Source organism: Thioclava sp. PTB-PU3-1, assembly GCF_055666785.1.
Window position 1 is genome coordinate 514319 of sequence record NZ_JBVNVL010000002.1, and the last position, 23415, is coordinate 537733.

Annotated in this window: 23 protein-coding genes; 20 read left to right on the top strand and 3 right to left on the bottom strand. The window is 59.2% G+C overall.

Annotated elements, in window-relative coordinates; genetic code table 11:
• Window positions 1-115 precede the first annotated feature (115 nt).
• The 5 genes from ACZ7GB_RS07935 to ACZ7GB_RS07955 all read left to right on the top strand — a co-directional run bounded on the left by ACZ7GB_RS07935 (window position 116) and on the right by ACZ7GB_RS07955 (window position 5376).
• Window positions 116-712, top strand: a complete 597-nt coding sequence (locus ACZ7GB_RS07935) for a hypothetical protein (RefSeq protein ID WP_472158194.1) — start codon at window positions 116-118, stop codon at window positions 710-712.
• 343 nt (window positions 713-1055) lie between these two features.
• The gene (locus tag ACZ7GB_RS07940; RefSeq protein ID WP_472158195.1) at window positions 1056-3008 is read left to right on the top strand and encodes a site-specific integrase; all 1953 of its coding nucleotides are present in this window, start codon (window positions 1056-1058) and stop codon (window positions 3006-3008) included.
• Entirely contained in the window at window positions 3005-4339 is a 1335-nt protein-coding gene (locus tag ACZ7GB_RS07945; RefSeq protein ID WP_472158197.1) for a hypothetical protein, read from the top strand. Before ACZ7GB_RS07940 ends, ACZ7GB_RS07945 begins: the two co-directional genes overlap by 4 nt.
• 136 nt (window positions 4340-4475) lie before the next feature.
• The gene (locus tag ACZ7GB_RS07950) at window positions 4476-4862 is read left to right on the top strand and encodes a hypothetical protein (RefSeq protein WP_472158198.1); all 387 of its coding nucleotides are present in this window, start codon (window positions 4476-4478) and stop codon (window positions 4860-4862) included.
• A gap of 94 nt (window positions 4863-4956) precedes the next feature.
• Entirely contained in the window at window positions 4957-5376 is a 420-nt protein-coding gene (locus tag ACZ7GB_RS07955) for a hypothetical protein (protein ID WP_472158199.1), read from the top strand.
• Between the two features lie 36 nt (window positions 5377-5412).
• Here the strand turns inward: ACZ7GB_RS07955 and ACZ7GB_RS07960 are convergent, their stop codons facing one another.
• The gene (locus tag ACZ7GB_RS07960) at window positions 5413-5613 is read right to left on the bottom strand and encodes a helix-turn-helix transcriptional regulator (RefSeq protein ID WP_472158201.1); all 201 of its coding nucleotides are present in this window, start codon (window positions 5611-5613) and stop codon (window positions 5413-5415) included.
• Window positions 5614-5856: 243 nt separating this feature from the next.
• On the opposite strand from ACZ7GB_RS07960, the gene ACZ7GB_RS07965 reads away from it, so the two are divergent.
• From ACZ7GB_RS07965 to ACZ7GB_RS07990, 6 genes are all read left to right on the top strand, one after another.
• Window positions 5857-6930: an AAA family ATPase gene (locus ACZ7GB_RS07965; protein WP_472158202.1), complete on the top strand. Its 1074-nt coding sequence runs from the start codon at window positions 5857-5859 to the stop codon at window positions 6928-6930.
• A gap of 33 nt (window positions 6931-6963) precedes the next feature.
• Window positions 6964-7602 carry a hypothetical protein gene (locus ACZ7GB_RS07970; RefSeq protein ID WP_472158203.1) on the top strand — a complete coding sequence of 213 codons (639 nt, stop codon included), beginning with the start codon at window positions 6964-6966 and terminating at the stop codon, window positions 7600-7602.
• 340 nt (window positions 7603-7942) lie between these two features.
• Window positions 7943-10003 carry an AAA family ATPase gene (locus ACZ7GB_RS07975; protein ID WP_472158204.1) on the top strand — a complete coding sequence of 687 codons (2061 nt, stop codon included), beginning with the start codon at window positions 7943-7945 and terminating at the stop codon, window positions 10001-10003.
• Window positions 10000-10641, top strand: a complete 642-nt coding sequence (locus tag ACZ7GB_RS07980; protein WP_472158205.1) for a hypothetical protein — start codon at window positions 10000-10002, stop codon at window positions 10639-10641. The genes ACZ7GB_RS07975 and ACZ7GB_RS07980 overlap by 4 nt, the downstream gene beginning before the upstream one ends.
• Window positions 10642-10692: 51 nt before the next feature.
• Window positions 10693-11355 carry a hypothetical protein gene (locus ACZ7GB_RS07985; RefSeq protein WP_472158206.1) on the top strand — a complete coding sequence of 221 codons (663 nt, stop codon included), beginning with the start codon at window positions 10693-10695 and terminating at the stop codon, window positions 11353-11355.
• The gene (locus ACZ7GB_RS07990; protein ID WP_472158208.1) at window positions 11355-12335 is read left to right on the top strand and encodes a helix-turn-helix transcriptional regulator; all 981 of its coding nucleotides are present in this window, start codon (window positions 11355-11357) and stop codon (window positions 12333-12335) included. The genes ACZ7GB_RS07985 and ACZ7GB_RS07990 overlap by 1 nt, the downstream gene beginning before the upstream one ends.
• Window positions 12336-12675: 340 nt before the next feature.
• Here ACZ7GB_RS07990 and ACZ7GB_RS07995 read toward each other — a convergent pair whose 3' ends face one another.
• Window positions 12676-14646, bottom strand: a complete 1971-nt coding sequence (locus ACZ7GB_RS07995) for a site-specific integrase (protein ID WP_472158209.1) — start codon at window positions 14644-14646, stop codon at window positions 12676-12678.
• Between the two features lie 397 nt (window positions 14647-15043).
• Here ACZ7GB_RS07995 and ACZ7GB_RS08000 point away from each other — a divergent pair, with 397 nt between their 5' ends.
• The 9 genes from ACZ7GB_RS08000 to ACZ7GB_RS08040 all read left to right on the top strand — a co-directional run bounded on the left by ACZ7GB_RS08000 (window position 15044) and on the right by ACZ7GB_RS08040 (window position 22742).
• A complete protein-coding gene (locus tag ACZ7GB_RS08000) occupies window positions 15044-16843 on the top strand; it encodes a DUF6538 domain-containing protein (RefSeq protein WP_472158211.1) in 1800 nt (599 codons plus the stop codon).
• 91 nt (window positions 16844-16934) lie between these two features.
• Window positions 16935-18125 carry a phage portal protein gene (locus ACZ7GB_RS08005; RefSeq protein WP_472158212.1) on the top strand — a complete coding sequence of 397 codons (1191 nt, stop codon included), beginning with the start codon at window positions 16935-16937 and terminating at the stop codon, window positions 18123-18125.
• Window positions 18118-18492, top strand: coding sequence for a gene transfer agent family protein (locus ACZ7GB_RS08010; RefSeq protein ID WP_472158213.1), 375 nt, complete (start codon window positions 18118-18120; stop codon window positions 18490-18492). Before ACZ7GB_RS08005 ends, ACZ7GB_RS08010 begins: the two co-directional genes overlap by 8 nt.
• Window positions 18489-20006 (top strand): phage major capsid protein, encoded by a 1518-nt coding sequence (locus tag ACZ7GB_RS08015; RefSeq protein WP_472158214.1) that lies wholly within the window; start codon window positions 18489-18491, stop codon window positions 20004-20006. The genes ACZ7GB_RS08010 and ACZ7GB_RS08015 overlap by 4 nt, the downstream gene beginning before the upstream one ends.
• A 4-nt stretch (window positions 20007-20010) precedes the next feature.
• A complete protein-coding gene (locus ACZ7GB_RS08020; RefSeq protein ID WP_472158215.1) occupies window positions 20011-20622 on the top strand; it encodes a phage tail assembly chaperone in 612 nt (203 codons plus the stop codon).
• A gap of 3 nt (window positions 20623-20625) precedes the next feature.
• Entirely contained in the window at window positions 20626-20964 is a 339-nt protein-coding gene (locus tag ACZ7GB_RS08025; protein WP_472158216.1) for an HNH endonuclease, read from the top strand.
• Window positions 20961-21671, top strand: a complete 711-nt coding sequence (locus tag ACZ7GB_RS08030) for a hypothetical protein (RefSeq protein WP_472158218.1) — start codon at window positions 20961-20963, stop codon at window positions 21669-21671. The genes ACZ7GB_RS08025 and ACZ7GB_RS08030 overlap by 4 nt, the downstream gene beginning before the upstream one ends.
• A gap of 180 nt (window positions 21672-21851) precedes the next feature.
• Window positions 21852-22076 (top strand): hypothetical protein, encoded by a 225-nt coding sequence (locus ACZ7GB_RS08035; RefSeq protein ID WP_472158219.1) that lies wholly within the window; start codon window positions 21852-21854, stop codon window positions 22074-22076.
• Window positions 22077-22148: 72 nt separating this feature from the next.
• A complete protein-coding gene (locus ACZ7GB_RS08040) occupies window positions 22149-22742 on the top strand; it encodes a hypothetical protein (protein ID WP_472158220.1) in 594 nt (197 codons plus the stop codon).
• A 142-nt stretch (window positions 22743-22884) separates the two neighbouring features.
• Here ACZ7GB_RS08040 and ACZ7GB_RS08045 read toward each other — a convergent pair whose 3' ends face one another.
• Entirely contained in the window at window positions 22885-23406 is a 522-nt protein-coding gene (locus tag ACZ7GB_RS08045) for a hypothetical protein (RefSeq protein WP_472158222.1), read from the bottom strand.
• Window positions 23407-23415 lie beyond the last annotated feature (9 nt).

Sequence of the window (23415 nt, forward strand, 5' to 3'; positions counted from 1 at the left end):
GCAGACTGCAAAGCGTAGCTTATGAGAGTGTCCGAATTTCGGGGGGGCAGTTCACCTTCCACTTCCGTCACCACCAATATAAATAGGGCATGGAGAAGTGTTGAGAAGATGTTCCATGACCGCATATCCGACTGAACTATTTACATGGATTGAGGCCAATCCAGGGGCGGCGGCGACCGTCAGCGCGGCCATTATCGCCGTGTGTGGAGTAATCTTTTCCGCGTTTAGTGCTTTTTTGACGGGCCGCAGATCTGTTTATATCTCATCTGTGACGGCGGAGAGATCGAAGTGGATCGAAAAGTTAAGGTCAAATATTGCGGAACTGCTGCAAGTGTGCGCCGCGATAAACAACGAGCCCCAAAAGGGTCAAGCTTATGATGAGAAGAGAAATAGGGCTGACGGCCTCATCTCGCTCATATCCTTGCAACTCAATCCCTCAGACGAGGGTGGGATCGACAAAAATCTTATCGCGCACCTCAGGCTTCTCGTCCAAGCCGCCGAGAAGCCTGGGGACGATTTCCGAAAGGAAGAGAGGACGTTCGTTCGTCACTCCCAATTCATGCTCAAGGAGGAATGGGAAAAGGTAAAAGCCGAGGCACTCGGTTGGATCGCGAGGCTATGGAATAAAATTCGAGGGAAGAAGCGCGCCCGTAAATGCGCTTATCGACGTTTCGTCCGCAAAGAACTGCCGTGGGTATCAACGGAAAAGTAGGCCACCATCAGATAGCCCACCACCTACCCATCTGAGATGGCAGGGGGTATTACCCTGCCAATTGCAGTCTTTAGCCCTTTGCGCAGCGAAGGACCGGAAACCGCCCTATGCGCCTGTTCGAGTAACGCGTCGACGCTGAAACCCTACACCTTAACATGCCATTGCTCACTTTGAAAAATCGACAGTTCGTTTGAATTCGTGTCCGCTGACCGAAAGCCGAAACGCCTCCGAAACGCATAACCTGGTCCAAACAGAACAAATTTCGCGCTTTTCCGCACCGCCCCGATATCCGGGCCCCATCTCGCGAGGGCCCTGATCCGGGGCGCAGCGAAAAGGCAAAGCGATGAGCGAATATTCCCACGATGATTTCCCCGAAACTCAACATGCGTCCCTCGCCGATGTGCTCGCTTGGGCGAAGGAAACCGATCAGTCCTACGATGCGATCCGCGAGCTCGAGAAGTTTCCTGCGCGCCTCGCGATGATCGATGACGACATCGGTCTGATCCCCGCCGATCTCGGGTATTTCGACCGACACATTGCACCGAGCTCCTATGGGCCTGTGGCGCGCCGGGCCAGAGATCTCGAACAGAGCAGGGCAACGGGGAATTCGCGGGTGCGCGCGCTCCTGCGTCGCTTTCACGAGGCTCAAGCAGGCTCCGGTCCCGAGCGGGCGGGTCGGTCGGACTGGGACAGGCTGATCGAGCTTGTCCAAGCGCATGAAGGATTTGCCGAGGAAGGTGCGCGGTTCGCGCACGGGAGGCACCGGTCGCTCTTCGTGCTTCGCGCGCGGGCGAACTGCGCGCCGCAAGCTCTCGACCAAGTGGAGATCGAGCGCATCAGCGGCGAGATTTCGGCGAGCACAAGAAAGTCCCTTCGTAAGGCCTTGAGGCTGCTTGCGGAGCTTCGCGTCGAGATGTTGGACGACCCTCACCTTCGCGATTTGCTGCCTGCGGATGCGCTAAGGAACCCACGGCCTTCCGGACGTGCAACGAGAATTGTCTGGGACAGCCTTCCGCTGGCGTTTCGGAACTCTGTCGCCAGCGCGATCCTCACCTGTCTGGCGCAGCCCGAAGACCTCGTTGCCGACGCGAGGGAGCGCATGGCCGCAGGCGAAGACGCGGTGAAAGTGCTCGCGGAACTCGAGGAGGCAACCGGCCAGTCTGGCCGCAGGCTTCCGACCAACCTGTTGGCAGCCGAGAGCGGATACCAGAGCGCGATCGCTTGGCTGGTCCGCGCGGCGGAAGAAGAGGGGCTCTCCCGAGACGACCTGACGGACCTTGCTTCGCTGATGACGTATCCCTTTCTCGATGCCGCCTGTCGGCAGCAGATTGCAAGATCGGAGGCGAGCGACGCGTTGCGCGATCCGAAGTCTTCGCAGACGCTCAAAGCTCGGCTTACATCCCTTCGAACACTGGCCGCGCACGGGCTGCGTAATCCCTCGATCTTGGCGACGGTCGACGTGGTGCGAAAATTACACGCGGAACACGTCGTGGAGCCGGGCAAGCAAAGAGATCCCGAAGCCGAACGTGTCTGCAAAATTCTCCAACGCTCGCCGGAGGCCGCGGCGCGGTTTGTGAACGCGCCGAGCCTGATCGCCGAGCATGCCGAAACGGAAATTTCGGTGGCACGCGCGAGCGGGTCCAAGGCGCGCGAAATTTCCGCGCTCCGCCGCTATGAAGCTGCTGTCCTCGCTGCCATTCAGCTCTCGCGACCGGTGCGGCCAGAAAATCTCATCCGCCTGCGCTATCGCGGCAGCGAAGGCGCGTCGGGGCACCTGACCTGGGTCAAGAAAAAGTCCCACGCAGAACTCCGCTTTCCCCTCGGCGAGGTCAAAAATGATCGGACCGTGACCGTGCACGTCATGGGCGCGGATGCCGCGATCCTGTGGCGTTGGATGACGGAGTATCGCGCCCGTTTCCTGGAACTGCGAGGCATTCCCGATACGCCTTACGTCATTCCGGGAACAGCCAAACCGCGGCTCGTCCGCAAGGGACTGGCGCTTCCGGACGGGTGTCTCGCTCCAAGCTCGTTTGCGGATCTCTGGCGGATGGGCACGGCGGTCGTCGGACTCGATCTCAATCCTCACCAGGCACGACACGCGGTCGCGACGTTGGTGCTGGCTATTCATCCGGGCAATTTCGCCCTCGTGGCCGCGATCCTGGGCGACACCGAAGAAACCGTGCGCCGGCACTACGGTCGCGACAGCGGCGAACAGGCGGCGGTCAGAATGCGCGAGGTGCTGCTTGCGAAACACCCGGCGATTTTCCGGCAACTGAAGAAGAGGATTGCTCAATGACCCGACTAACCCTCGAAGAGCATCTCGCGTCCGCGCCGCCTTCGGTGCGGCGCGCAATGCTCGCGGATCGGCAAAATCTTTTGCGCGGCGCGGCCGCAGTGACAGGGCGGTTCTATGCGGAGATGAAAGCGCGCAAGGAGCCAGAGGACTATCCGTCTGCGGAGACCTACCGGCGAGCGGCGCGTTCCGAGGCGAGTTTGAGGACACTTCTGGTGACGCTCGAACGCTACGCGCCGGGGCTCTCAACCGCGGCCGGACGAGAGGTCCGGGCGGAACGCTATGCCGAACGGTCCGGCAAGGGCAGGGGGGATGTGTCGCAATCCGCGGCTCCCCTGCTTCCCGACATCGGTCACTGGCCTCCGCTCTGGCAATCCATGATGCCAGGCCTTCTGACGGCCAAACTCAGCGAGAGCTCCAAGCGGCGCTATTGCGCGTCACTGAGCCGTCTCGTGCGGATTCAGCAGACGCTGGAGATCTCACCGGATCCCAGTTTCTACCTTGCCTTCAGCTTGGCGGAGGCGCTCGAGGCGGATGGCGTGCGGCAGCGATCGATCGCCGGGTATCTCGACGCTCTGATCGCGCTCACGAAGCACGGTGGGGCTCCGACCAAGGGGATGAACGGGCTACGTCGCATGCGCGACCTGTGCAAGCAGAGGGCCAAGATGCAGGGGAAGCGTAAAACGGACCGCATTCGAGACCTCATGGAAAAAGGCGGGTTCGAAGCGATCATCCGCACCGTCGCGGACCTCTCGGACCAGGCCGCCAAGTCACCGCGACATTCTTCTCGTCATGAGGCATCGCTCAGAGCTGCTGTCCTGATCGGGATACACGTCAATAAACCCGGTCGCACCGGGGACGTTGCCTCCTGGCAGATCGGCCGAGAGCTGACGCGGGCGCCGGACGGGGTTTGGGAGTTGAGCTGGGAGCAGCAGAAAACGGATATCGGAACCGGAGCTGGAGCGCTCTGGCCCGAAATCTGCGAGCTTCTGGATGTGTGGATTCTCGGCGGACGGCCCGATCGGTTTGTGCATCTGCGTTATCGCGAATTGCTGGACCAGAATTGGTTGACCCTTTCGACGACGGTGCCCCCGAGCAAATATCCCAGCGAGATCATCAAGCGCCATATCGGCGTGCCATCGCATGATCTGCGCACGCTCGCGGCAGATTATCTGCGTCACCATGACCCCGCGAGCGCGGGCAATGTCATCGCGGCGCATCTCGGTCACCGGTCGCGCCAGGCCGGCGAGGAATACCGGGCACTCGCAGAGAGTGATGCCGCGGCACGCGCCTGGCTCGAAACTCGAGAGCAGATCCAGCGAGGGGCGTCCTGACGGTCGCGAGCCTTCAGAGTGAAGCTCGCGACCGTCAGGTCACCCCCTCAACTCAATCCCGCGGCGGGAGAAAGGAGAAAAAACGCCGATCTTGAAGCCCGGGAAATTCTTCCCGCGCATGGCAGGGAGTTCTGTCATGAAACATTTTACCCCCCTTCAACCCCAACTGATCGCGATGTCGTCGTTCCTGACCGAGCACGCCGAGCCGCTTCTCAATGCGGCTGGTCTGCTTGGTGGGGCCCAAGCCATCAAGCAGGTTGCGGAAATCCTCAGGGATCTTCCCGAGCAGCAAAAGCTGTCCCGACGCCTCGCCCGCAAGCTCGAGTGGCTGCGCGACTTGCTTACCCTCGAGCATGTCGATGACTTCGAGATCGCCGAAGCGGAACATTTTGCCTTGATCGATCCCGAGGACCCGATCGTTCCCGAGATTTGCTGGCTCACTGACCAGTTCAGCGACTATCTCGACGCTCTTCGCGACGCGGACCCCGTCGTGTTTCAAGCACTGCCGTCTCTGGCTGCTTGACTGCTAACCCCGTGCCGCTGCCTGTGCGCAGATGGCGGCGCGGTCTTGAGGAGCGGAGGTGATCTCCGCTCATACGCAAGTGGAGGTCCAAACCATGCGTATGTTTGAAAAAACTTTGAATACCCAAGAAGTTGCGGTGTCGGCGATCGGCGCGGCGCGGGAATTGGCCGACGCCATGAAGATGGCGCCGTTCGAGAAACTCTCACGGCATGAACTGATCCCGAGGTTCGAGGCAGGTGATATCCTTCTCGATCAGAGCTCCGAGGATCTCGAAGCCCTCGTGGAACTGGTGCTCGAGATGCTCGAGGAACTGGCGCCGGGATACCGGGAGATTGCGCTCAACTATGACACCGATGGCTATCAGTTCTCCGACAGGTTGGCTGAAGCGACGCGCAGGGTCTGGGCGCGGCTCGATGCGTTCCGCGCACTGCGTCAGCGCCTGCTCGACTACATGGACGCCGAGCGGCTGCTGTTTCGCCTGAATTTGATGGCCATCGAGCGCCAGCGTCTTTGAGCGCCTATGGGCGAGCCGGGGGCTCCGGCTCGCCCATTACGGCGTCTGCGAGCGTCCCGGCGCCTCTCCGAGGCCCAGCGCCGCGGAGACTTCAGACCAACGAAAAACGGGCACGGGGCCGATCCTGTGAACAGGAATTTTTCCAAGTCGAACATAGCGTTGAACCGTGCGGGAGCTGACTCCGAGGCGTGCGGCGAGTTGGGTTTGCGACAGTAGGTCTTCGGGGTTTTGATACATGATTTTCTCCTGTGAAAGGGAGATGGGTCCATGCGCTGGAGATCAAAAATTTTCCGCCAGACGGGCCGACAGACGACAAGGGGCCCGGAGGGCCTTCTCGTCGTCAGTCGGCCCGTCAGCCTGCCGTCGAAAAAAATCGAGTCAAACCACCTCCGATTTTTTGGGTTTCGAAATCTCTGACCAAGCTTCCGACAGGTAGCCAGGGAGCAATCCCGCCCCCGGCACAATCTCAAGGAAACTGATATGCAGAACCAATCGAACTACGCCATGAAAATCCACTCGCTCGCGGATTTCGACGTCAACGACATGCCGGAATACGTCGTCGAGGATCTCCTCCTCGCCGGCGAGGTTTCTCTCCTCGTGGGCCCCAGCAACAGCGGTAAGTCGGCTTTTGCGATCCGCCTGTCTCATCACATCGTCACGAGCACCCAGATCCTCGGCCGGGACGTCCGGCCCGGCATGGTCCTTTACATCGCTGCGGAGGGTCCTCGTTCCGTGAATAGCCGTGCGACGGCGGTGTTTCGTGACGGCGAGAAGGAGCACTTTCACGTCGTGGAAATGATGCCGAAACTCGGCGATGTCATCTGCGTCGAAAAAATCATCTCCGCCGCGAAAAGCCTCATGAAACGGCACGGGCTCTCCTTCTCGCTGGTCGTGTTCGACACCCTGATCCTCTCGATCGGGGATGCCGACGAGAACTCGAATGTCGAGATGTCCAATGCTATCCGGTCGGCGCGTCAGATCGCGGAGGCGCTGAACGCTCATGTCATGTTGATCCATCACACGGGCAAGGACGCGGATCGGGGGGCGCGGGGGGCGTCGTCTCTGAAAGCGAACGCTGACACGGAGCTCCTGTGCAAACCTTCCGGTCATGGGGCAGGGCGGATCACCCAGGAGAAGCAGCGCAATCTCTCGAAGTCGTCTGGGTTCGGGTATCGGCTCGCTGCGCACGAGATCGGGCACGACCGGAGGGGGCGCGCGATCACCGCGGTCGTCGCGGCGTTCGAGCCGCTGGAGGAGTGTCCTGCTCCTGCCGCTAATGTGAACAGCAAGCCGTCCGCCAGCGACAGGCTCACGACGGCGATCAAGGCTGTTCTGAACGAGCGCGGCGACGACATGCTGGGCTTCACCACCTCCGATCTCGTGAGCCTTCTTCCGCAAGATCTTTTCGCCGAAGGCGCGAAGCTCGAGAGCAACAAGCGCGCCGTTGCGCGTGCCCTCGAAGAACTCGAGCGCGAGAACCTCGTGCGGCGCGAGCAGGATGGGCGGATCAACCGTTGGAAGCTCGTGGAGCAGGCGCCTTCCCGCGTCGCCTGATCGGTGTGGTTTATCAAACTCAAAGACAAACTCATGAATGACAAACTGGAGGCAGATATGGCCAAAAATTCTGGTGGACGTCCCCCAAACCACACCGACGAGCAGCTTCGCGATGCCCTCGAGGCCCTTCTTGCCGCTGGCATTGCGGAAGAAGACCTCACCGCGTCGCGTGTCACCAAGGAGCTCAAAAAAAGCCATGGCATCGAGGGCGAGCCTAACGCTGCAAGCCTGCGTGGCAAAATCGCCTTGATGCTGCAGCAGATCAAAACGGAGCGCGAGGATGCCTACCTCTCGCATGTCGAGGAATCCGACGAGCAGCAGATCGATCAAGTGGTGGGCGCGATCCGGCGTGAGTTGAGGATCAACGTCGGTCGATCGCGCGAGCGGCACAAAAAGCGCACGCAAGAAGAAATCCAGGGAAATCGCGACCGGGTCGAGAGCTTGGAAGCGAGGATCAGTGCGCTCGAGGATGAGGTTGCTGCCAAGGACGAAAGGATCTCTGCTTACGAGGAGGAGGAACGCGATTGGGACGCCGATCGCACTGCGATGGAAGAAGGGCTGCGGAAACTCGAGATGGAATGCCATTCCCTCCGCGAGCAGCGTGATTTGCTTGAGCGGATGGGGTTGGTTTCGAAGGCGGCACATGGGGCAGAGGAACTGTCGCCGCCGTGATGGTTGGGCTCTCCTGGATTTTGCAGGCAGAACCAAGCCAAACTCACCCATCCCGAAGAAAACGCCGTGAGGCTGCCGACGCATAGCGCGTTGGCAGCCTTTGTTTTTCAACGCACGATTGGAGCCTGCATTTGGTCCTGCACATCCATGTTGTGCGCGCGATCTCACGACGTCAACGAGCAACAGCGTCCAATTCTAGCGTCGGTTCGTTTTCGGAAACCAAATCCGTATCGCTTCGCTCCCTTCAAAAGAGGAACAACCGGACTCAGTTGGGTGATTTGGTGCGACCGATTTTGGCACACCTGTCAGGTATTCGTTCTCCCAGCATGGAGACGAACCAATGACACCTTTTGAAAAACGAATGCTCTTCGAAGCGATCCATCGGGTTCACGATACGATATCGCCAAGCAGACAAGCCGCCGTTCTGTTTTCGGACTGGATGGAGGATGTGGATCCGGATTTTGACTGGGAGCCTGGACGAGACCATAGAGCACGCCGCGTGACGAAGCAGGAATGGTCTCTGCTCCGCAAACAGATCACAGACCACCTCGCCACCCTTTCAAAGGCTGCCCCCGACCAGCGTGAGCGCGCGATAGTTAGTCTCGGAAATATGGTCGGCCTCGACGAAACAGAGGTCTCAACCCTACGGCTCGCGCTCCACTCCGAAAGCCAAACCGGGATCGGACAACTATGCGACCTACTCCTCGATGACATGCGAATGGATCGGCACTCTGCCGTGGCGCTCTTGGCGGGGAGGCCTGCGGGCGAAGTGCGCAGTGCACTGGCTCGCAATGGTCGCCTGTTCTCTGCTGGCTTGATTGAGCGGCCGGACTGGTCGCGAGGTCGAAGCCTCAATCTCGAGGTGCCGCGCCATCTCTCGCGCCTTATAGACGGAGGGTGCAGCACGCCCGCGGAGTTTCGCGAAGGCCTGTTTCCTGCAGCCAGGCAGCCAGCAACTGAATGGGAAGACTTCACACACCTGGGCGAACTTCGCGATCTGTCCGCACGCATTCTCGAGGGGGCTATTCGCGGCGGGAATCCCGGTATCAACCTCCTGTTCTACGGCCCGCCGGGGACTGGCAAAACAGAGTTCTGTAAGGTTCTGGCACGGCAGATCGGCCTCCCATTGCGTGCTGTCGGCGAGACTGACGATGAGGGCGAAGCTCCAACGTCGAAAGAACGCTCGAGCGCCCTCCGGCTCGCGCAGCGCCTCCTGCCTGGAGAGCAACAAGGCGTTCTGCTTTTCGACGAGTTGGAAGACATCCTTGAGCGCGATTTCTTCTCCGCATTCTTCGGTCGGAGAACGGGCAGCTCGCGGATCCACCTGCACCGGATGTTGGAAACTAACCCGATACCGGTCCTGTGGACGACCAACGACATCGAGAACTGTGACCCGGCATTGCTTCGGCGCATGACGCTCACGGTCGAAATCCGCACCCCTGGGGCGCCTGTGCGAGAACAGGTGTGGAAACGCCTCGCAGAGCGCAACAATCTCCCGCTCAGCGATGACAAGATACGCCAGCTCGCGCGACACGTAGAGGTGCCGCCGGCTCTCGTGGCCGGGGCGCTTGAGGTTGCACAGCTGACATCAGGTGGCGAGAGCGACTTGGATGTCGCGATTGGCGCGGCAGATAAAGCCCTTCGCGGAGGACATTCCAAGCCTCCCGGGATTGAGCAGGCCCACGCATTCGATCAGGCCCTGATTGACGCGGATCTGGATGTGAACCGCCTGATCGAACAGTTGAGCCGAGCAGGCGCTGCTCGGAACATCTCGTTTTGCTTTTCCGGACCGTCAGGGACCGGCAAAAGCGCTCTGGCTCGACACATCGCCGAGGTGATGGGGTTGCCCGTTTTGCAGAAGCGCGCATCCGACCTGTTGTCGATGTTCGTCGGCGGCTCGGAGAAGGCTATTGCCTCGGCTTTCTCTCAGGCGAGGGATGAAAGCGCTTTTCTGATCTTCGATGAAGCGGACTCGCTGCTTGCCAACCGCGCTTTCGCGGCGCGATCGTGGGAGGTCAGCCAGGTCAATGAAATGCTCACCTGGATGGAAAGCCATCCTCTTCCGTTTGTCTGCACCACCAATCTCGCAGACCATCTCGATCCTGCGACCCGGCGACGCTTTACCATCAACGCAGAACTACGCCCGTTGAGCGCCTCACAACTTGGCATCGCGTTCCAGAAGTTCTTCGAGGCCGACCCTCCCGCCGCCTTGTTCGATCTCCGAGGGCTCACCCCCGGCGATCTGGCAGCCACCGCGCGGCGCTGCCAATTGCTCGGCGAGCACGATATCGGTGCGATCCTCGACGCTCTGGGCGACGAGGCTCAGACGAAAGAAAATGGTGGAATTCGCCCAGGGTTTAGGCCAGCTTTCGAAAAAAGTAATTGGGATACAAAGAGATGATGGAAGCGGTTGCGAGACGAAAGGCGAATTGGCTTTTCGGCGCCGGGAGTGAAAATACCTTTTCCGGCAAACGACGTCCCCAGGAAGACATGGTGACATCCGCCGTATTCGGCTCGATCCGAATGATGTCTCCGAATGATCGTTTCAAGGCGATCGAGCTGGTTCTGGGGCGCGACGCCGTTGAGGCCTCCGAGTTCACACCCGACAACGACATCGAGGTTATCCTGTGGGAGCGGTTCGATGGTTTGGAGGGCCGTCGACACGTTGAGCCCGATATTCTTCTAAGAAGTGCAGGCAAAACCGCGATTGTCGAGGTCAAGTGGCACGCGCCTTTGTCGGACCGACAACTCGAGCAGCAGGTTCAGGCCGTCGGACCGGAAATCGTCACTGCCGTGATCGTGCTCGGTGACGCCGGGATCGAGGAGAGTGTGCTCGATAAACCCGCGTTTCTTCGCCCGTGGAGAAACGTCTCCGGCGATCTGAAAAGCTGGCCTAAGGACACGGACACGCCATTGGGTCGATGGGCCGAGACCATGTTCTCTTTCCTAAAGCAAACTGACATGGGTCGAATTTTCGAGGGTATCGAAGAGCCCGAAGATGAGGGCAGTGTTACCTATCGGTTCGACAAGTCTGACTAGCGAACTCGCCCTCACAGATGTTCAAAATACCAATTTCGAGGAGACTTTATGATGCACGAGACAGCAATCAAGCATGGCCGAAGGTTGTTCCAGTCGGCGACCAACCTCCGTAATTCCGCCCCCCAGATGGATTCCCTTTTGGACAGCCTTTGGGAAAAAGCACAAAACGAGAAATACTTCGGGGACATTGTGGATTTAGGTGATGGGAACGGAGGCGGAGCAAGGGCGTGGATCGCTCCCGCCTATTCCTTTAACGGAGGGATCGAACCCTCCCCTCATAAGAAAACCAAAGGGAAGAAACAGGCTAAACAGGCGCCGTTCGGCACGATTTCGTTCATTGTGCGGCTCTGCAACGCGATCGATGCCAATGAAGATTTACTCGACTGGCCATGGTTGACCCAAGCATGTCTCATCGTCGGCTGGCATCCTGACAATGAGCAAGAAGACAAGTGGGACATCGAAGACTTCGAGGCGGTCGATGAGAACCAAGTGGCAATCCGCTTTGCGGGGGAAGGCCTGTGGGCTTGGCGCGACGAAGGCGAAGACGAAGACTATGCGTATTTCTACGTTTTGCCCATATTCGCGCTGACGAATGAAGAAATCGCGGAAGAATATGCCCTGCGCCCCCTCAAGGCGCTGTTCGACGCCCCCGATCCTGTGTCTGTCGCCAAAGAGGCGCTCCAGGACCTCCCGCTTCTCCTCCCCGCATCATAATGAGTGACGACGCCCGCAAGCTCGGCCTCGTGCGTCACCTCCAGCTCGCCTTACGTCTCGGTGCGACAGCCGATGGACTAACCATCGACGAGATTGCGGCTGAGATGGAAGTGAGCCGTCGCACAGCGCAGCGCATGCGGGCGGCGCTCGATCTGGTTTTTCCGATCGAGGCTCTCCGTGACGGTCAGGCGCTCCGGTATAGGCTGCAATCTTATCTCCCGTCTTCGATGCTCGCTCCATCGACTGACGAACTGGCCGACCTCGATCTCGCTATCGCCGCTTTGCGAAAGCGCGGTGAAACAGAGCAAGCCGATCGCCTCGACACACTTCGCCATCGGATATTGGCTGCGCTCCGAAATAAAGACCGGATGCGCCTCGCGCCGGATCTGGAGCTTCTCTCGAAAGCGCGCCTTCCCATCGCGGTCCCGGGGCCGCGCACTCCGGTCGCCCCCGAGATCCAGAGCGCTTGTCAGTTTGCGTTGCTTGCCGGAGTTTTGCTGCGCTTTGACTATACCTCCGGCAATGGTTTTCGACGTCATGAAGTTGCTCCGCGTGGTCTCCTTGTCGGGCCGCGTTCCTATCTCGTCGCGGCAGGCAACGACTGGGGTGATCCGATGCTTTTTCGGCTCGACAGAATGGCCAATCCCGAGGTGCTGAACCTGCCCGCATGGGCGGATGAAGACTTCGACCTGGAAGAGTTCGCAGCCCAGTCTTTCGGCGTTTTTCAGGAGGAGCCGGAAGATGTGGTGTTGCGCTTCGACAGCGCGGTGCATGACGAGGCCTCAGCTTTCGAGTTTCATCCAGAGCAGGAAACAAGGACTCTTGCAGACGGCCAGTTGGAAGTTAGCTTTTGTTCGGGTGGCTTCGTTGAGCTTGCGTGGCACCTTTTCAGGTGGAGCGGCGCAGTTGAGATCGTCTCTCCTGAGGTTCTCAAGGAAACAATGCGTGAGCAGTTACAAAAAACGGCGGCACGCTTGTAACGCTGAGACCTTTTAAGGCGCCAAGCTTCCAGGTTCGATTGCATTTCAAGTAGCGAGCGATTGCATGGAGCAAAGAGCGGGGCAGCGCGCATGACGTTCATCTGCACTTGAGCCGCTCCATCAAGATTTGGTCTTCGAGCTCGCCACCTTGCTTTCCTATTGGAGCAGAGTATGCGCGAAGCGTCCGGAATTGCCTCGGCGCCGCGATTTCAGCTTGTGTGAGTGTAACTCCGGAAGCTATCAGTCATGACCCCGGATAGATATAGAAGCAGCAGGCCGGAATACTCGGCCTGCTGCTTTGTTGATATCTCCGTCGAAGCTCGGCTCACAGATTGGGTTGTCAGGTTGAACCAAGCGCCATGAAATGCTCGATGGCGGCCACGCGAGAGCTGTCCTGCGGCATTTGAAGCGGAGCATTCCCGACCTTGCGCAGAAGTTTGCTCGCGCATTCCCGGCGATCGCGAGCATCAAGGACATTACCTTTGTGATACTCGAAAAGCGGTTGCCTGCTCTTCGTATCGAAGATCTGGAGCGTCTCGGCTTCGGAATTTTCGTCCAGCGTGACTGCGACCCTGAGCGCCTTCTGCTTTTTCAGGCTACAACCGTGGATGATCGGAAAGCCATGCTTCGGACTATGCCGAATTTCGAGCTGGAAATCGGCCTTGTCCATGGCCAGCTTGAGGTCCCCGACATTGTGGGCGGTGTAGTGGCAGTTCAAAACCGTGCCATGGCTGTGCCCGGCGATTGCTTGTCGCTGCGCTTCAGACACACCTGCCGCGTTGAGCATGCTCGTGAACGTCATTCGCGCCGCATAGATATCTTCGTGGAAATCATCGATTTCGAGATTCGACAGAATGCGACGCAAGTGCTTGCTGAAAGGGCTGGTCACGTCCCTCGTGGAGGCCCGCTTCACGGCGTCGGGGAACAGAAAGATCCCGTGGTTCTCAGGCAGCGACTGGAACCACTCGACGAAACCCAATTCGAGCAGAAGCTGCGGGATCGCAAGTGTTCGCTGGCTGCTCTCGGTCTTGCCAAGCTGATCTGCGCTGCTGTTGTAATTGAAGCAGTGAAGCCCGTCGCGCAGCACAACATCCTTGCGTTTGAGAAGCAGGGTTTCCTCGATGCGAGTGCCAAGAGTCAGCAAGATGAGAGGCACCCAATAGGTTGCATCCCGAACGATGATCTGACCACGGCGCGCGCGCCTGCTTGCGGAAAAAGCCCCCGTGTAGATCGGGGACAGGAAGAACGAAGCCAATCGTTCTGCGGACCAGGGCCTCCGGGTTTTGGGCTTCGTGACACGCAAGTAGAGGTCGTCTTTAGGCATCTTCTCCTCGAGGTGCCTCCAGATGTCCTTACACGAAAGCACTTCCGGCGTCTCGGCGCCGAGGTCGCGCGCCGAAGAAAAAATGCGCTTCAGGCCACCTTGATTACGTTCGATCGTCGCTCGCGCCAGACGCGGCGTAAGCTTCTCTGCGAGGACGGCACGCTTCTCAGCGAGCGACATATCGTTGCGGTTTCGGATTTCGTCAGTGATCTTGGCGTCCTTCGCATCCGCTTGGGAAATCTCGAACGCCTTGCTCAAGGTTTTCCCATTGGAGTTGAACCGATTTTTGCCGTGACTTTTTCCGTTGATTTTGGGCACGCGCGCCATCCATTCAAAGAATGCTTTCTGCCTCTCGCGCGTGATCGTCGACACCGGCACGTCGCCGAAGAACTCCATCGCGAGGTTTGCGATGGCTTGCGTATTTCCCTTCATGTCTTTGGAGGGCCAAAGCTCGAATGTCCTTGCGATCGCAACCGAAAGGAGCACGGGTGTTTGGACGAACGCGTCGAGATCCTCGATCCCGGTGTCGTTCAGGAGCGGCTTGGCGCATTGGCGCAGATCGTCGCCTTCGAGGACCTCGACTTCGATCTCGGTCAAGCGCCGCTTCAGGCCGATCGCCTGGCGGCCAAGATCAGGATCGAGCGGCTCGGGGGCAGAAATGCCGATCAGCTTCGTCGCCGCGTCGAGCAGATTGCGGACACCATCCCAATTTCCTTGGCGCGCCGCCCTCTTGAGCGCTCTATTTTCGGCCTCCAATTCTTCAACGCGCGCGTCGAGTTTCGCATCGCTCGTCTTCGTCATCTCGCATTGTGTCTGGAGAAGTCGCGCGAGTTCGGCGCGCAGAACCTCCGTCAGCAGAGCTTTTGCGTCTTCTTTCGTCAGGGTGTCGTTCAGAATTGCGTCCACGATCTGGTCTTCCTTTTGCTCGTAGACCGCGAGCAGCGCAGCGGCGCGCTTCACGGCATCGGCTGGGAGATCGGTGCGCAAGGAGAGGCACAAAAAAGAGTTTGATTCCCGATTTTCTCCGGCGAGCGGGAGGCGCTTTCGGAAATAGAAGATCCGGCCGCGCCGCATCATATAGGGGCCGGCGGAGAAGGGGTGCTTTCGGGAGAAGGTAAGGCGAGGTCGGCCCCGCCTGTGTGTCACACTGTGTGTTACAGTTTTGGAGGTGTGTAACACACCGGGTGTGCCACAAGGGATGATATCCCTTGTTTTATTGATGCTGTCGGAAAAAGTGGCTGGGGCGGTAGGACATTATTACAGAATTTTTCAAGCGCCTGAAAACACGTAAGTTATAGACGTAAAAGGGATTCTGGAGATATAAGTGTTCCGGTCGGGTGTTCCGGTTTGGTGATCCGTCCGTTTCGCATAGAGGTGATTTCTGATGGCCCGTGTTTCCTACCTTTTTCGGCGTGGCGCGACCTACTACGCGCGCATTGATGTGCCTAAAGACCTGATTGAAATCGCCAAAACTTCGACACTGAAGAAGTCGCTCAAGACGAAGGATGAGGCCGAAGCGAAGCGGTTGCTTCCGGCGGTCGTCGATTTCTGGCAGCGAGAGTTTGATGACATGCGCGCCCGTTCGATCCTGACTCAAGCGGATCAGGAGCATGCGGTCTGGGGGCACTATACGGCGAGCCTCAGTCGCGACGAGGCCGAGCGGGCAGCGCTTCCGACCGATGAGGCGGTCGAAGCGGCTAAGGCTGATATGGTCAAGGCGGCGCAGGAATCGGATTTGGATATCACCGATCCCCTCGCGCTTCTCGATGCGACGCTCGAATATCGAGCGAAGAAAGAGGCGGCAGAGGTCAGTGCTGAGGCACGGAAGGCGAAGCTCGCCGATATGCGCAAACACCTGACCAAGGGCGAGACCTCTTTGATCGCGCCGGAGGTGAACGAGTATCTGCGCGCCAATAAGCTTTTCGCCGAGCCGGGAACGCCCGGTTGGATTAGTATCGCACGAGCTATGATGCGCGCCGAAATAGAGGCGCTTCGACGCACCTTGGAGCGCGATGGCGGCGACTACACTGGCCAGCCTTCAGACCCTATCGTGAAGCCCTCAAACGGTGCGCGCAGAGAGGTTGCGAAGCCCGGTGAGACGATCATGGAGGTGTTCGAGATATTCGCTTCGGAGAACCCGCGCGGGGTAGCCAAAGACCGCGTTGATCAGTGTCGTCGTGATATTGGAACGTTCGTCCAATTGGTCGGGTCTAGCTTTCCGATTTCTCGGATCACGAAGGCTGAGGTCCGGGATTGGAAGCAGCTTCTTGTGAGGTATCCGGTCAAGGCGACCGAGACGAATGCCTTTGCCGGGATGACGATCCGCCAGATCGTCAAGGAGAACGAGAAGGTTGGGAAGCCGGTGATCGCTGACCGCACAGTGAACCGCTACCTGTCGAGCTTAAGCGCCTTCCTGTCGTGGGCGGTCGACAACGGTTATCTAGACCAAAACCCAGTTGAAGGGCTGATGCTGAAGAAAGAAACGAAAGCTCCGACGCTGCCCTTCAACGCAGAACAGCTCAACGCGCTCTTCGCCTCGCCTTGGTTCGCGGGTTGTCTGAGTGCGGACGAATGGCGCAACGTCGCGAAACCCGGCGAGGTGCTGATCCGCGACCATCGTTTCTGGGTGCCGTTGATCATGCTCTTCTCTGGTGCGCGACCGGGTGAAATTGGGCAGCTCGCCGTGAATGACGTTCGCCAAGAACATGGCCATTGGATCATGCACATCACGACCGAGGGCGATAAGACCGGGGAAGGCAAGTCCGTGAAGACCGCAGGCTCTATGCGCGTGGTCCCGATCCATCCCGAGCTGATCCGTCTCGGCTTCCTGCGCTATCACGAGCAACGGATCAAGGAGCGTGGGGTCGAGCTGTTCCCCGGTGCGAAACGAAATGCGCGTGGGCAGATGATGGCAGACGTATCGCGTGAGTTCGGACGTTACATGACGCGGATCGGGATGAAGGAGGGGCGGGGTCTGTCACTCTACTCATTCAGGCATGGCGCAGCCGATGCTCTTCGCCGCGCGGGGTTCCTTGATGCGCAGTTTGGCTTCATCCTCGGCCATACTGAGCCGAGCACGACGGGAAAATATGGCATTATGCCCCAAGGGATGCTTGAGCAGCGCATCGAGCTGGTGAACGCAATCAGCTACCCCGGCTTGAACCTCGACCACCTCGCAAGCTGAAATTCGCATTGCCTTTCACTTAGGGGATTCACATGTTCCTCGGTCGATGTTAAACTAATTAACATTAAGAGTGAATTTGTTCCGAGTTGCGATGTTTCAGAAAGTCCTTTCTGTGTTCCAAAGGAAGGCGGTGGCGGTCTCTGACCCCACCGCCCTCCCGATTTTCGGGATCACCCCGACCCTGACCGGCCAGACCGTAACCGCCGAGAGCGCGATGCGCGTTCCTGCGGTGGCCTGCGCTGTTGGCCTTATCTCTGAGACCGTGGGTAGCCTGCCGGTGAAGCTCTTCGAGCGCGAGGGCAGGGCGTCGATCACCGACCACCCCGCTTACCGTCTGATGCATGACGAAGCGAACCCGTGGACCTCTGCCGAGGCGCTGCGCGTGCAGCTCACGACCGACGCCCTCCTGCGCGGTCACGGCTTCGCTCTGGTGGTGCGTAACGGCTCTGGCGATCCGGTCGAGCTGCATCGGCTTGAACCGCATCAAGTGCAGATCGAGACCGACGACTTCGGTGAACCTTCTTATCTGGTGCAGCTCGCCGATGGGCGGCACCGCTACGCCTTCTCTGATATTCTTCACATCAGCGCCTTCGGTGGTGCATCGCCCATCAGCCTCGGGCGTGAAGCCATTGGCCTCGCTCTGGCCTTCGAGAGCCATATCGCACGGCTCTTCGCGAATGGCGGCAAACCGGGCGGTATCCTCAAAACCGAAAAGACCCTCGGCGACGAAGCCAAGGGCAAGCTCGCTGCGAGCTGGACCGCTGCGCACGGCTCGGGCCGCTCTGGTGGCACGGCCATTCTTGACGAAGGCATGTCTTACGAGAGCGTCACCATGACGCTCGCCGACAGCCAGTTCGCCGAGAACCGCCTTGAGCAAATCCGCGAAATCGCAAGGGCCTTCCGGGTGCCGCCGACGATGCTCTTCGAGCTGACGCGCGGAACGTGGAGCAACACCGAGGAAATGAGCCGCCAGTTCCTGCAAGTCACGCTCAAGCCGTGGCTGGCGTCGTGGGCTTGGGCCTATGCCCGGTGCCTGTTGACGCCTGAGGAACGCCGCGAGCTTTATGCCGAGTTTATCACAGATGACTTGACCACGACCGACACAGCCGCTCGCGCTGCCGCCTATGGGCAGTATCGCAGCATGGGCGCGATGACGGCGAACGAGGTGCGCGCCGGTCTGAACCTGCCACCCCATGCGGACGGGAACGCGCTGGACAATCCCTATACCACCACCGGCGCGACCTCGACGCCCGCCCCTGAGAAAGCCCCCATCAATGACTGACCGCATCACTCTGCGCGCGTTCTTCGGCGACCGTGAGCGCGCCTTCACCCTGACCGACCCGATGATCGCGGAGCTGGAGCGCCAGACCGACCTCGGGATCGGTGCGCTCTATGCCAAGCTGATCGGCTTGAGCTATCCGGCCCAGCTCTTGAAAGAGATCATCCGGCTTGGTCTGATCGGTGGTGGCACCTCGCCCGAGGAAGCTGCGCAGCTCTGCGCGGCTTACGTCGAGAACCGCCCGCTCGCTGAGACCTTCCCGCTCGCCTTCGAGATCATGGACGCGCGGTGGAATGGTGTCGATGACGACGAGACCGAGGAAGACGTGGCGCGCAACGCTATGGCCGATTTCGAGAGGTTTGCGGCATGACCGACCGGCTTGAGATCAAGGCGCAGCTCAGCGTCTCGGACGCAGGCGAGATCACCGGCCTCGCGTGGCCTTTCGGGTCTGCTGACCGCGTGGGCGACGTGATCGAGAAGGGGGCCTTTGCTGGCCCGGCTTCGCTGCCGATGCTCTTCGCCCATGATCAGGGCCAAGTCGTCGGTGTCTGGGAAGAGATCGCCGAGACCGATGCGGGTCTGACCGTGAAGGGCCGTCTCCTGATCGAGGACGTGGAGCGCGCCCGCGAAGTGCGTGCCATGGTCAAGGCGGGCGCGGTCTCGGGCCTGTCTATCGGCTTCGTCACGAAGGACGCCAAGCGCGAGGGCAACGGCCGTCGCATTACGGCGCTTGAGCTTCACGAAATCAGCATTGTTGCGGTCCCGGCCCATCCGGGGGCGCAGATCACCTCTTTGAAATCTACCCATTTGCACAAGGACATTTCTCAAATGGAACTGGAAGAAACCCCGGCCCAAGTGCCGGTGATCGACACGAAGGCTTTCGACGAGATCAAGGCCCGGCTCGACAAGATCGAAGCCAAATCGAACCGGCCCGGTGTCATCGTTACCGGCGTTCAAAGCCCGGTCATGGCCGCCGATGAGGTGAAAGGCTTCACCGACTACCTGCGCACCGGCGACCGTTTGGGTCTCGACACGAAGTCTCTCGCCTATGGTGCGCCTTCGACCGGTGGCATTCTCGCTCCCGAAACCGTCTCGGCGTCGATCATCGAGAAGATCGCCGAGCAATCGCCGATGCGTGGTCTTGCCTCGGTCATGGCGATGGGTGGCCCGCTGGTGCAACTCCCCCGCCTGGTGGGCGAGGTGACCCCTGCGCAAGTCGGCGAAACCGATCCGCGCCCCGAGTCCGAAGCGAGCTTCGAGCAGATCGACCTCAAGCCTTTCGAGATGGCCGTGATCGTGCCGGTGACGCGCGTCTTGCTGGAAGATGCGCAGATCGACCTCAATGGCTACCTGAGCAATCACGTCGCCCGCCGCTTCGGCCAGCTTGAAGCGCAATGGTTTGTCATCGGTAACGGCATGACTGCCGCCGAAGGTGTGATGACCGCTGCGGACGTGGAAGCGCACGAGGTGCAGACCTTCGATTCCGAGGCGCTGGTCGATCTGTTCTATGGCCTGAAATCGGCCTATGCGCGCAACGGTGCGTGGATGATGAACCGCAAGACCATGGGCATGATCCGCAAGCTCGCCAATTCCATCGGCGATGGGTTCTGGCAACCGGGCCTCGCCGCTGGTCAGCCCGCGACCCTGCTGGGTCGCCCGGTCTATGAAGCGCCCGACATGGATGACGCCGAGGCGGGCAAGTCGCCGATCATCTTCGGTGACTTCGCCGAAGGCTATACCATTGCTGATCGCACCGGCTTCACGATCATCCGCGATGAACTTACCGGTGCGGACAATGGGATCGTGAAGTTTCGCGCGCGCCGCCGTGTTGGTGGCCGGGTGACGCTGCCCGAGGCGCTGGTGAAGCTCTCGCTCGCTGCGTGAGCCAATGCATCCGCTCGCGCGTGAGGATCATGTCGTTTTGCATCATTCCGGTCATGTCGTGGTGCTTCGGCCTTCCTTGCGCGCGGCGGTAACTCTTGAGCGCCTGCACGGCGACTGGTCCGAGCTTCTTCTCCGACTCGACCAGACCCACCTCGCGACAGTGCAGGCGATCATCAGGGCCTCGGCGGTCAATCGCAACGCCGCTGAGGCCCTGCTTGCGTCCTTCGACTGCCTTCCCCTGCGCGAGATCAGGCAAGCCGTCGTAGGGCCGCTCTCTGAGCTTCTGGCGCTGTTCTTCGCGTCGATGGTCGAAGAGCGAGCAGGGGAGCCGAAGCCCGTCAGCTCAAAGCCGAAGCCGTGGTCAGAAGCCTATGCGGAGCTATTCCGCTTCGGCACCGGCTGGCTTGGTTGGTCACCCGCCGACACTTGGGCGGCCACGCCCACCGAGATCGCTCAAGCCCTAGAGGGCAAAGTCGCGATGATGATCGCCTTGAATGGCGGGGAAGAGGCTGAGCAGGAGCGCGTCGCATACACACCCGAGCGTCTGAGCGAGATCGACGAGCTGGGCCACGACCCAGCCTTCGACCGTGCGGCACTCCACAAGCTGAAAGGCTGACCTATGCCTCGCCCGCCCCATGTCTGCATCTGTGGCCGCATAGTTCCCCACGGCGAGCGCTGCGCCTGTCAGATCGCAAGCACCCGCGCCCGTAACCGTCGCCATGATGCAAACCGCCCGACCGCTGCGCAGCGCGGTTACAATCACGCATGGCGCAAGGCCCGCGCTGAGTTCCTGCGCCTGCACCCGTTCTGCGCCATGTGCGGCCAGCCTGCGACCGTAGTGGATCACATCAAGCCCCATCGGGGCGACGACCGGCTGTTCTGGGATTGCACGAACTGGCAGGCGCTCTGCACGACCTGCCACAATCGGCACAAGCAACGTGAAGAGGTCGCCCAATGAGCGCGGAAACGCGCCTCTGGCAGGCGGTTCTCTACCAAGCCGTTGACGATGCGCTCAATGGTGCAGCGCTCGGCGGCTCTGAGACCACGAAGCTGCGCAGCATCGAGGAAGCTCGCTCCTTCCTCACTGCGCCGAGCCGTGATCTTGATCTTGTCTGTTCTTCGGCTGGGTTCGATATGGCTGTGATAGTGGAGCGTATGCGCAAACTGATCGCCGAAGCTCCACCGGTGGATGAGCTGATCGCGGGCAAGGTTGCGCGTCGAATGGCTGGGCGCGCAACCAAGGAACGTGCAGAGGCTATGTCGAAGCCGAAGAAGGCCACGGCTACGCGCTACACCCACAACGGCGAGAGTCTGACGATCGCAGAGTGGGCTGAGCGTAGCGGATACTCCGAGAGCCTGATCAGGGGGCGCCTCAATCGGTGCTGGTCCATCGGAGATGCGATAACTATCACGCCGGAAGAGGCAAAGCTTCATGCGCGGCAGGCCGTGGGCGAAAGCATCAAGCGCGCGTGTGAGGGTAGGAGCTGGGCGCGTGGATCACCGCCGAGGATGATTGCGCATGAGGGTGAGACGTTGACCCTCGGTGAGTGGGCGGAGCGCTTGAAGGTCACGAAAGCTACGATCCGCAACAGGCTTGCGACAGGAAAAATGATAACGGGAGAACAAAGCCTGAACTGCGCAGATGCGACGTTAAGTCAACATTAAGTGCCACGTTGGCACCATAATTCGCTTATACTGATCAAGTGTTGCATAGACGCGAATCGAAACAATTTTCACTGTCAAGACGTTGTGCCACTGGAAATTGTGTGACAGAAGTCTAAGTCAACGCTTGACACGGGCCAATCCCCATGACAGGGGCCCGCTTGAGCCAATGGAGGGTCGGAAATGCACGAGAAGGTAGAAAAGGAAGATCTCCATTCTCTTCTCTTTTGTGAAGGAACGGAGCTTGTCAATGTCAAGTTCTTTCCCGGTAACGGGGCGAACTTGACCCCAGATAGTTTGAAAAGCGCTGCTGCGGGCATGTTGCGCATGGCCAAGGGGGCTTGGGATAGTGGTGAGCCGAGCGAGCCCCCGGTAACGGGAAGAGCTAAAGCCCGCCTGCTTGCTTGATCCTCGCAGCGCATCGCAATATATAGTAGGCCCGGTCTTTGCACCGGGCCTTTTCACATCCACGAGGCATCTATGCTCCGAGCAATAATTAAGAAGATGGAAGATCGCGAGGAGCTTCCGATTGAGGTGAGTGAGATTGTCGATGCTATCATCGAAGATGGTTGTGAGGACGAAATTTATCTCAAAGGAGTAGATGCTGATCGCTCCGAGATTCACGGTGCTTTCTGGCGCTTCATCTATCGACCTGGAGTTTATGCTGACCCGCAGCATGTAGCGGTCATCCCATACAATATGAATGATGACATCGCATGGCAGAGAGCGACTTGTGTGAAGGAGCTGATGCACTTGTTCGATACCGATCTAGAGCGAACAAACACCGACGATGAAGTCAACGCGTTGGTGGACCGGCTGCTCGGTCGTCTGTCGAGTGATGAAGTGAGCCTTGCTGATCTCATGGCCGGGAAAGACAAGCTGGCGATATACATCGGATTGCCGTTGCTCTTTCCACAAGCTGCTTTGCAAGAAGCACGAAAAGCTGTGAAGGAAGGTCTGAAGACGGCACAGGAAATCGCTGCAGCAGTCGTTATGCCTGTTGAGCTCGTTGCAATGATGCTCGACGATGAATGGGATACTCTGAATGGTGCGCTTGAGAACCTTCTTGAGTGAACAAGGGGGTGCTGAAATGCGTCATGCGGGCGTAGTCCCCGCCCGGGGGAGTTCCCTGTTTTCTAGACGGAAAGGTGGACCGGCGGGGGGAGGTCCGCAAGCGATCTGCGCTAAATAACTTTTCACTATATTCATTTGGAACCTATTTCTTGCTATCCACGATAATTCCGTCCTCAACCCATTTCGAAATATAGTGCTTGACGAGATCCAGAGAGAGTGTGTTGAAGTTTTTCTTGTCCCAAATGGATCTGGCACCGGGATAGCCAATGGGGCTGATGATTAGGTTCTCATCGTCATGTCGCGGAACAGCCGAACCTAGGAAGTAAACCAGAACGCTTCCAACGCACATTCCGCTCGGCCATCTCGTTCCCTCGATCTTGAAATAGAGAGTTACCCGGTCCTTTTCGAAGATAAGCTTTGCGCCATCTGATTTTTCTTGCGGGGCTTCGGTGGTTTTGAAGCCAGCCAAATCAAGTTGATCCGTCGCGTATTTCTTAACCTCGCCGATGTTAGTCCAGCATCCGTTCTCGACCTGATCGTCGATTGTGACCCATGCTCCTTGGAAGTCGCTAGGAGACCAGAGTGTGTCCTTCGCGAAGCTTGGGTCGCTCGTCATGTTCGCTGCCAACATGATCGCGAGGGAAACTGCAACTCGTCTCAACATTCTGTCTCT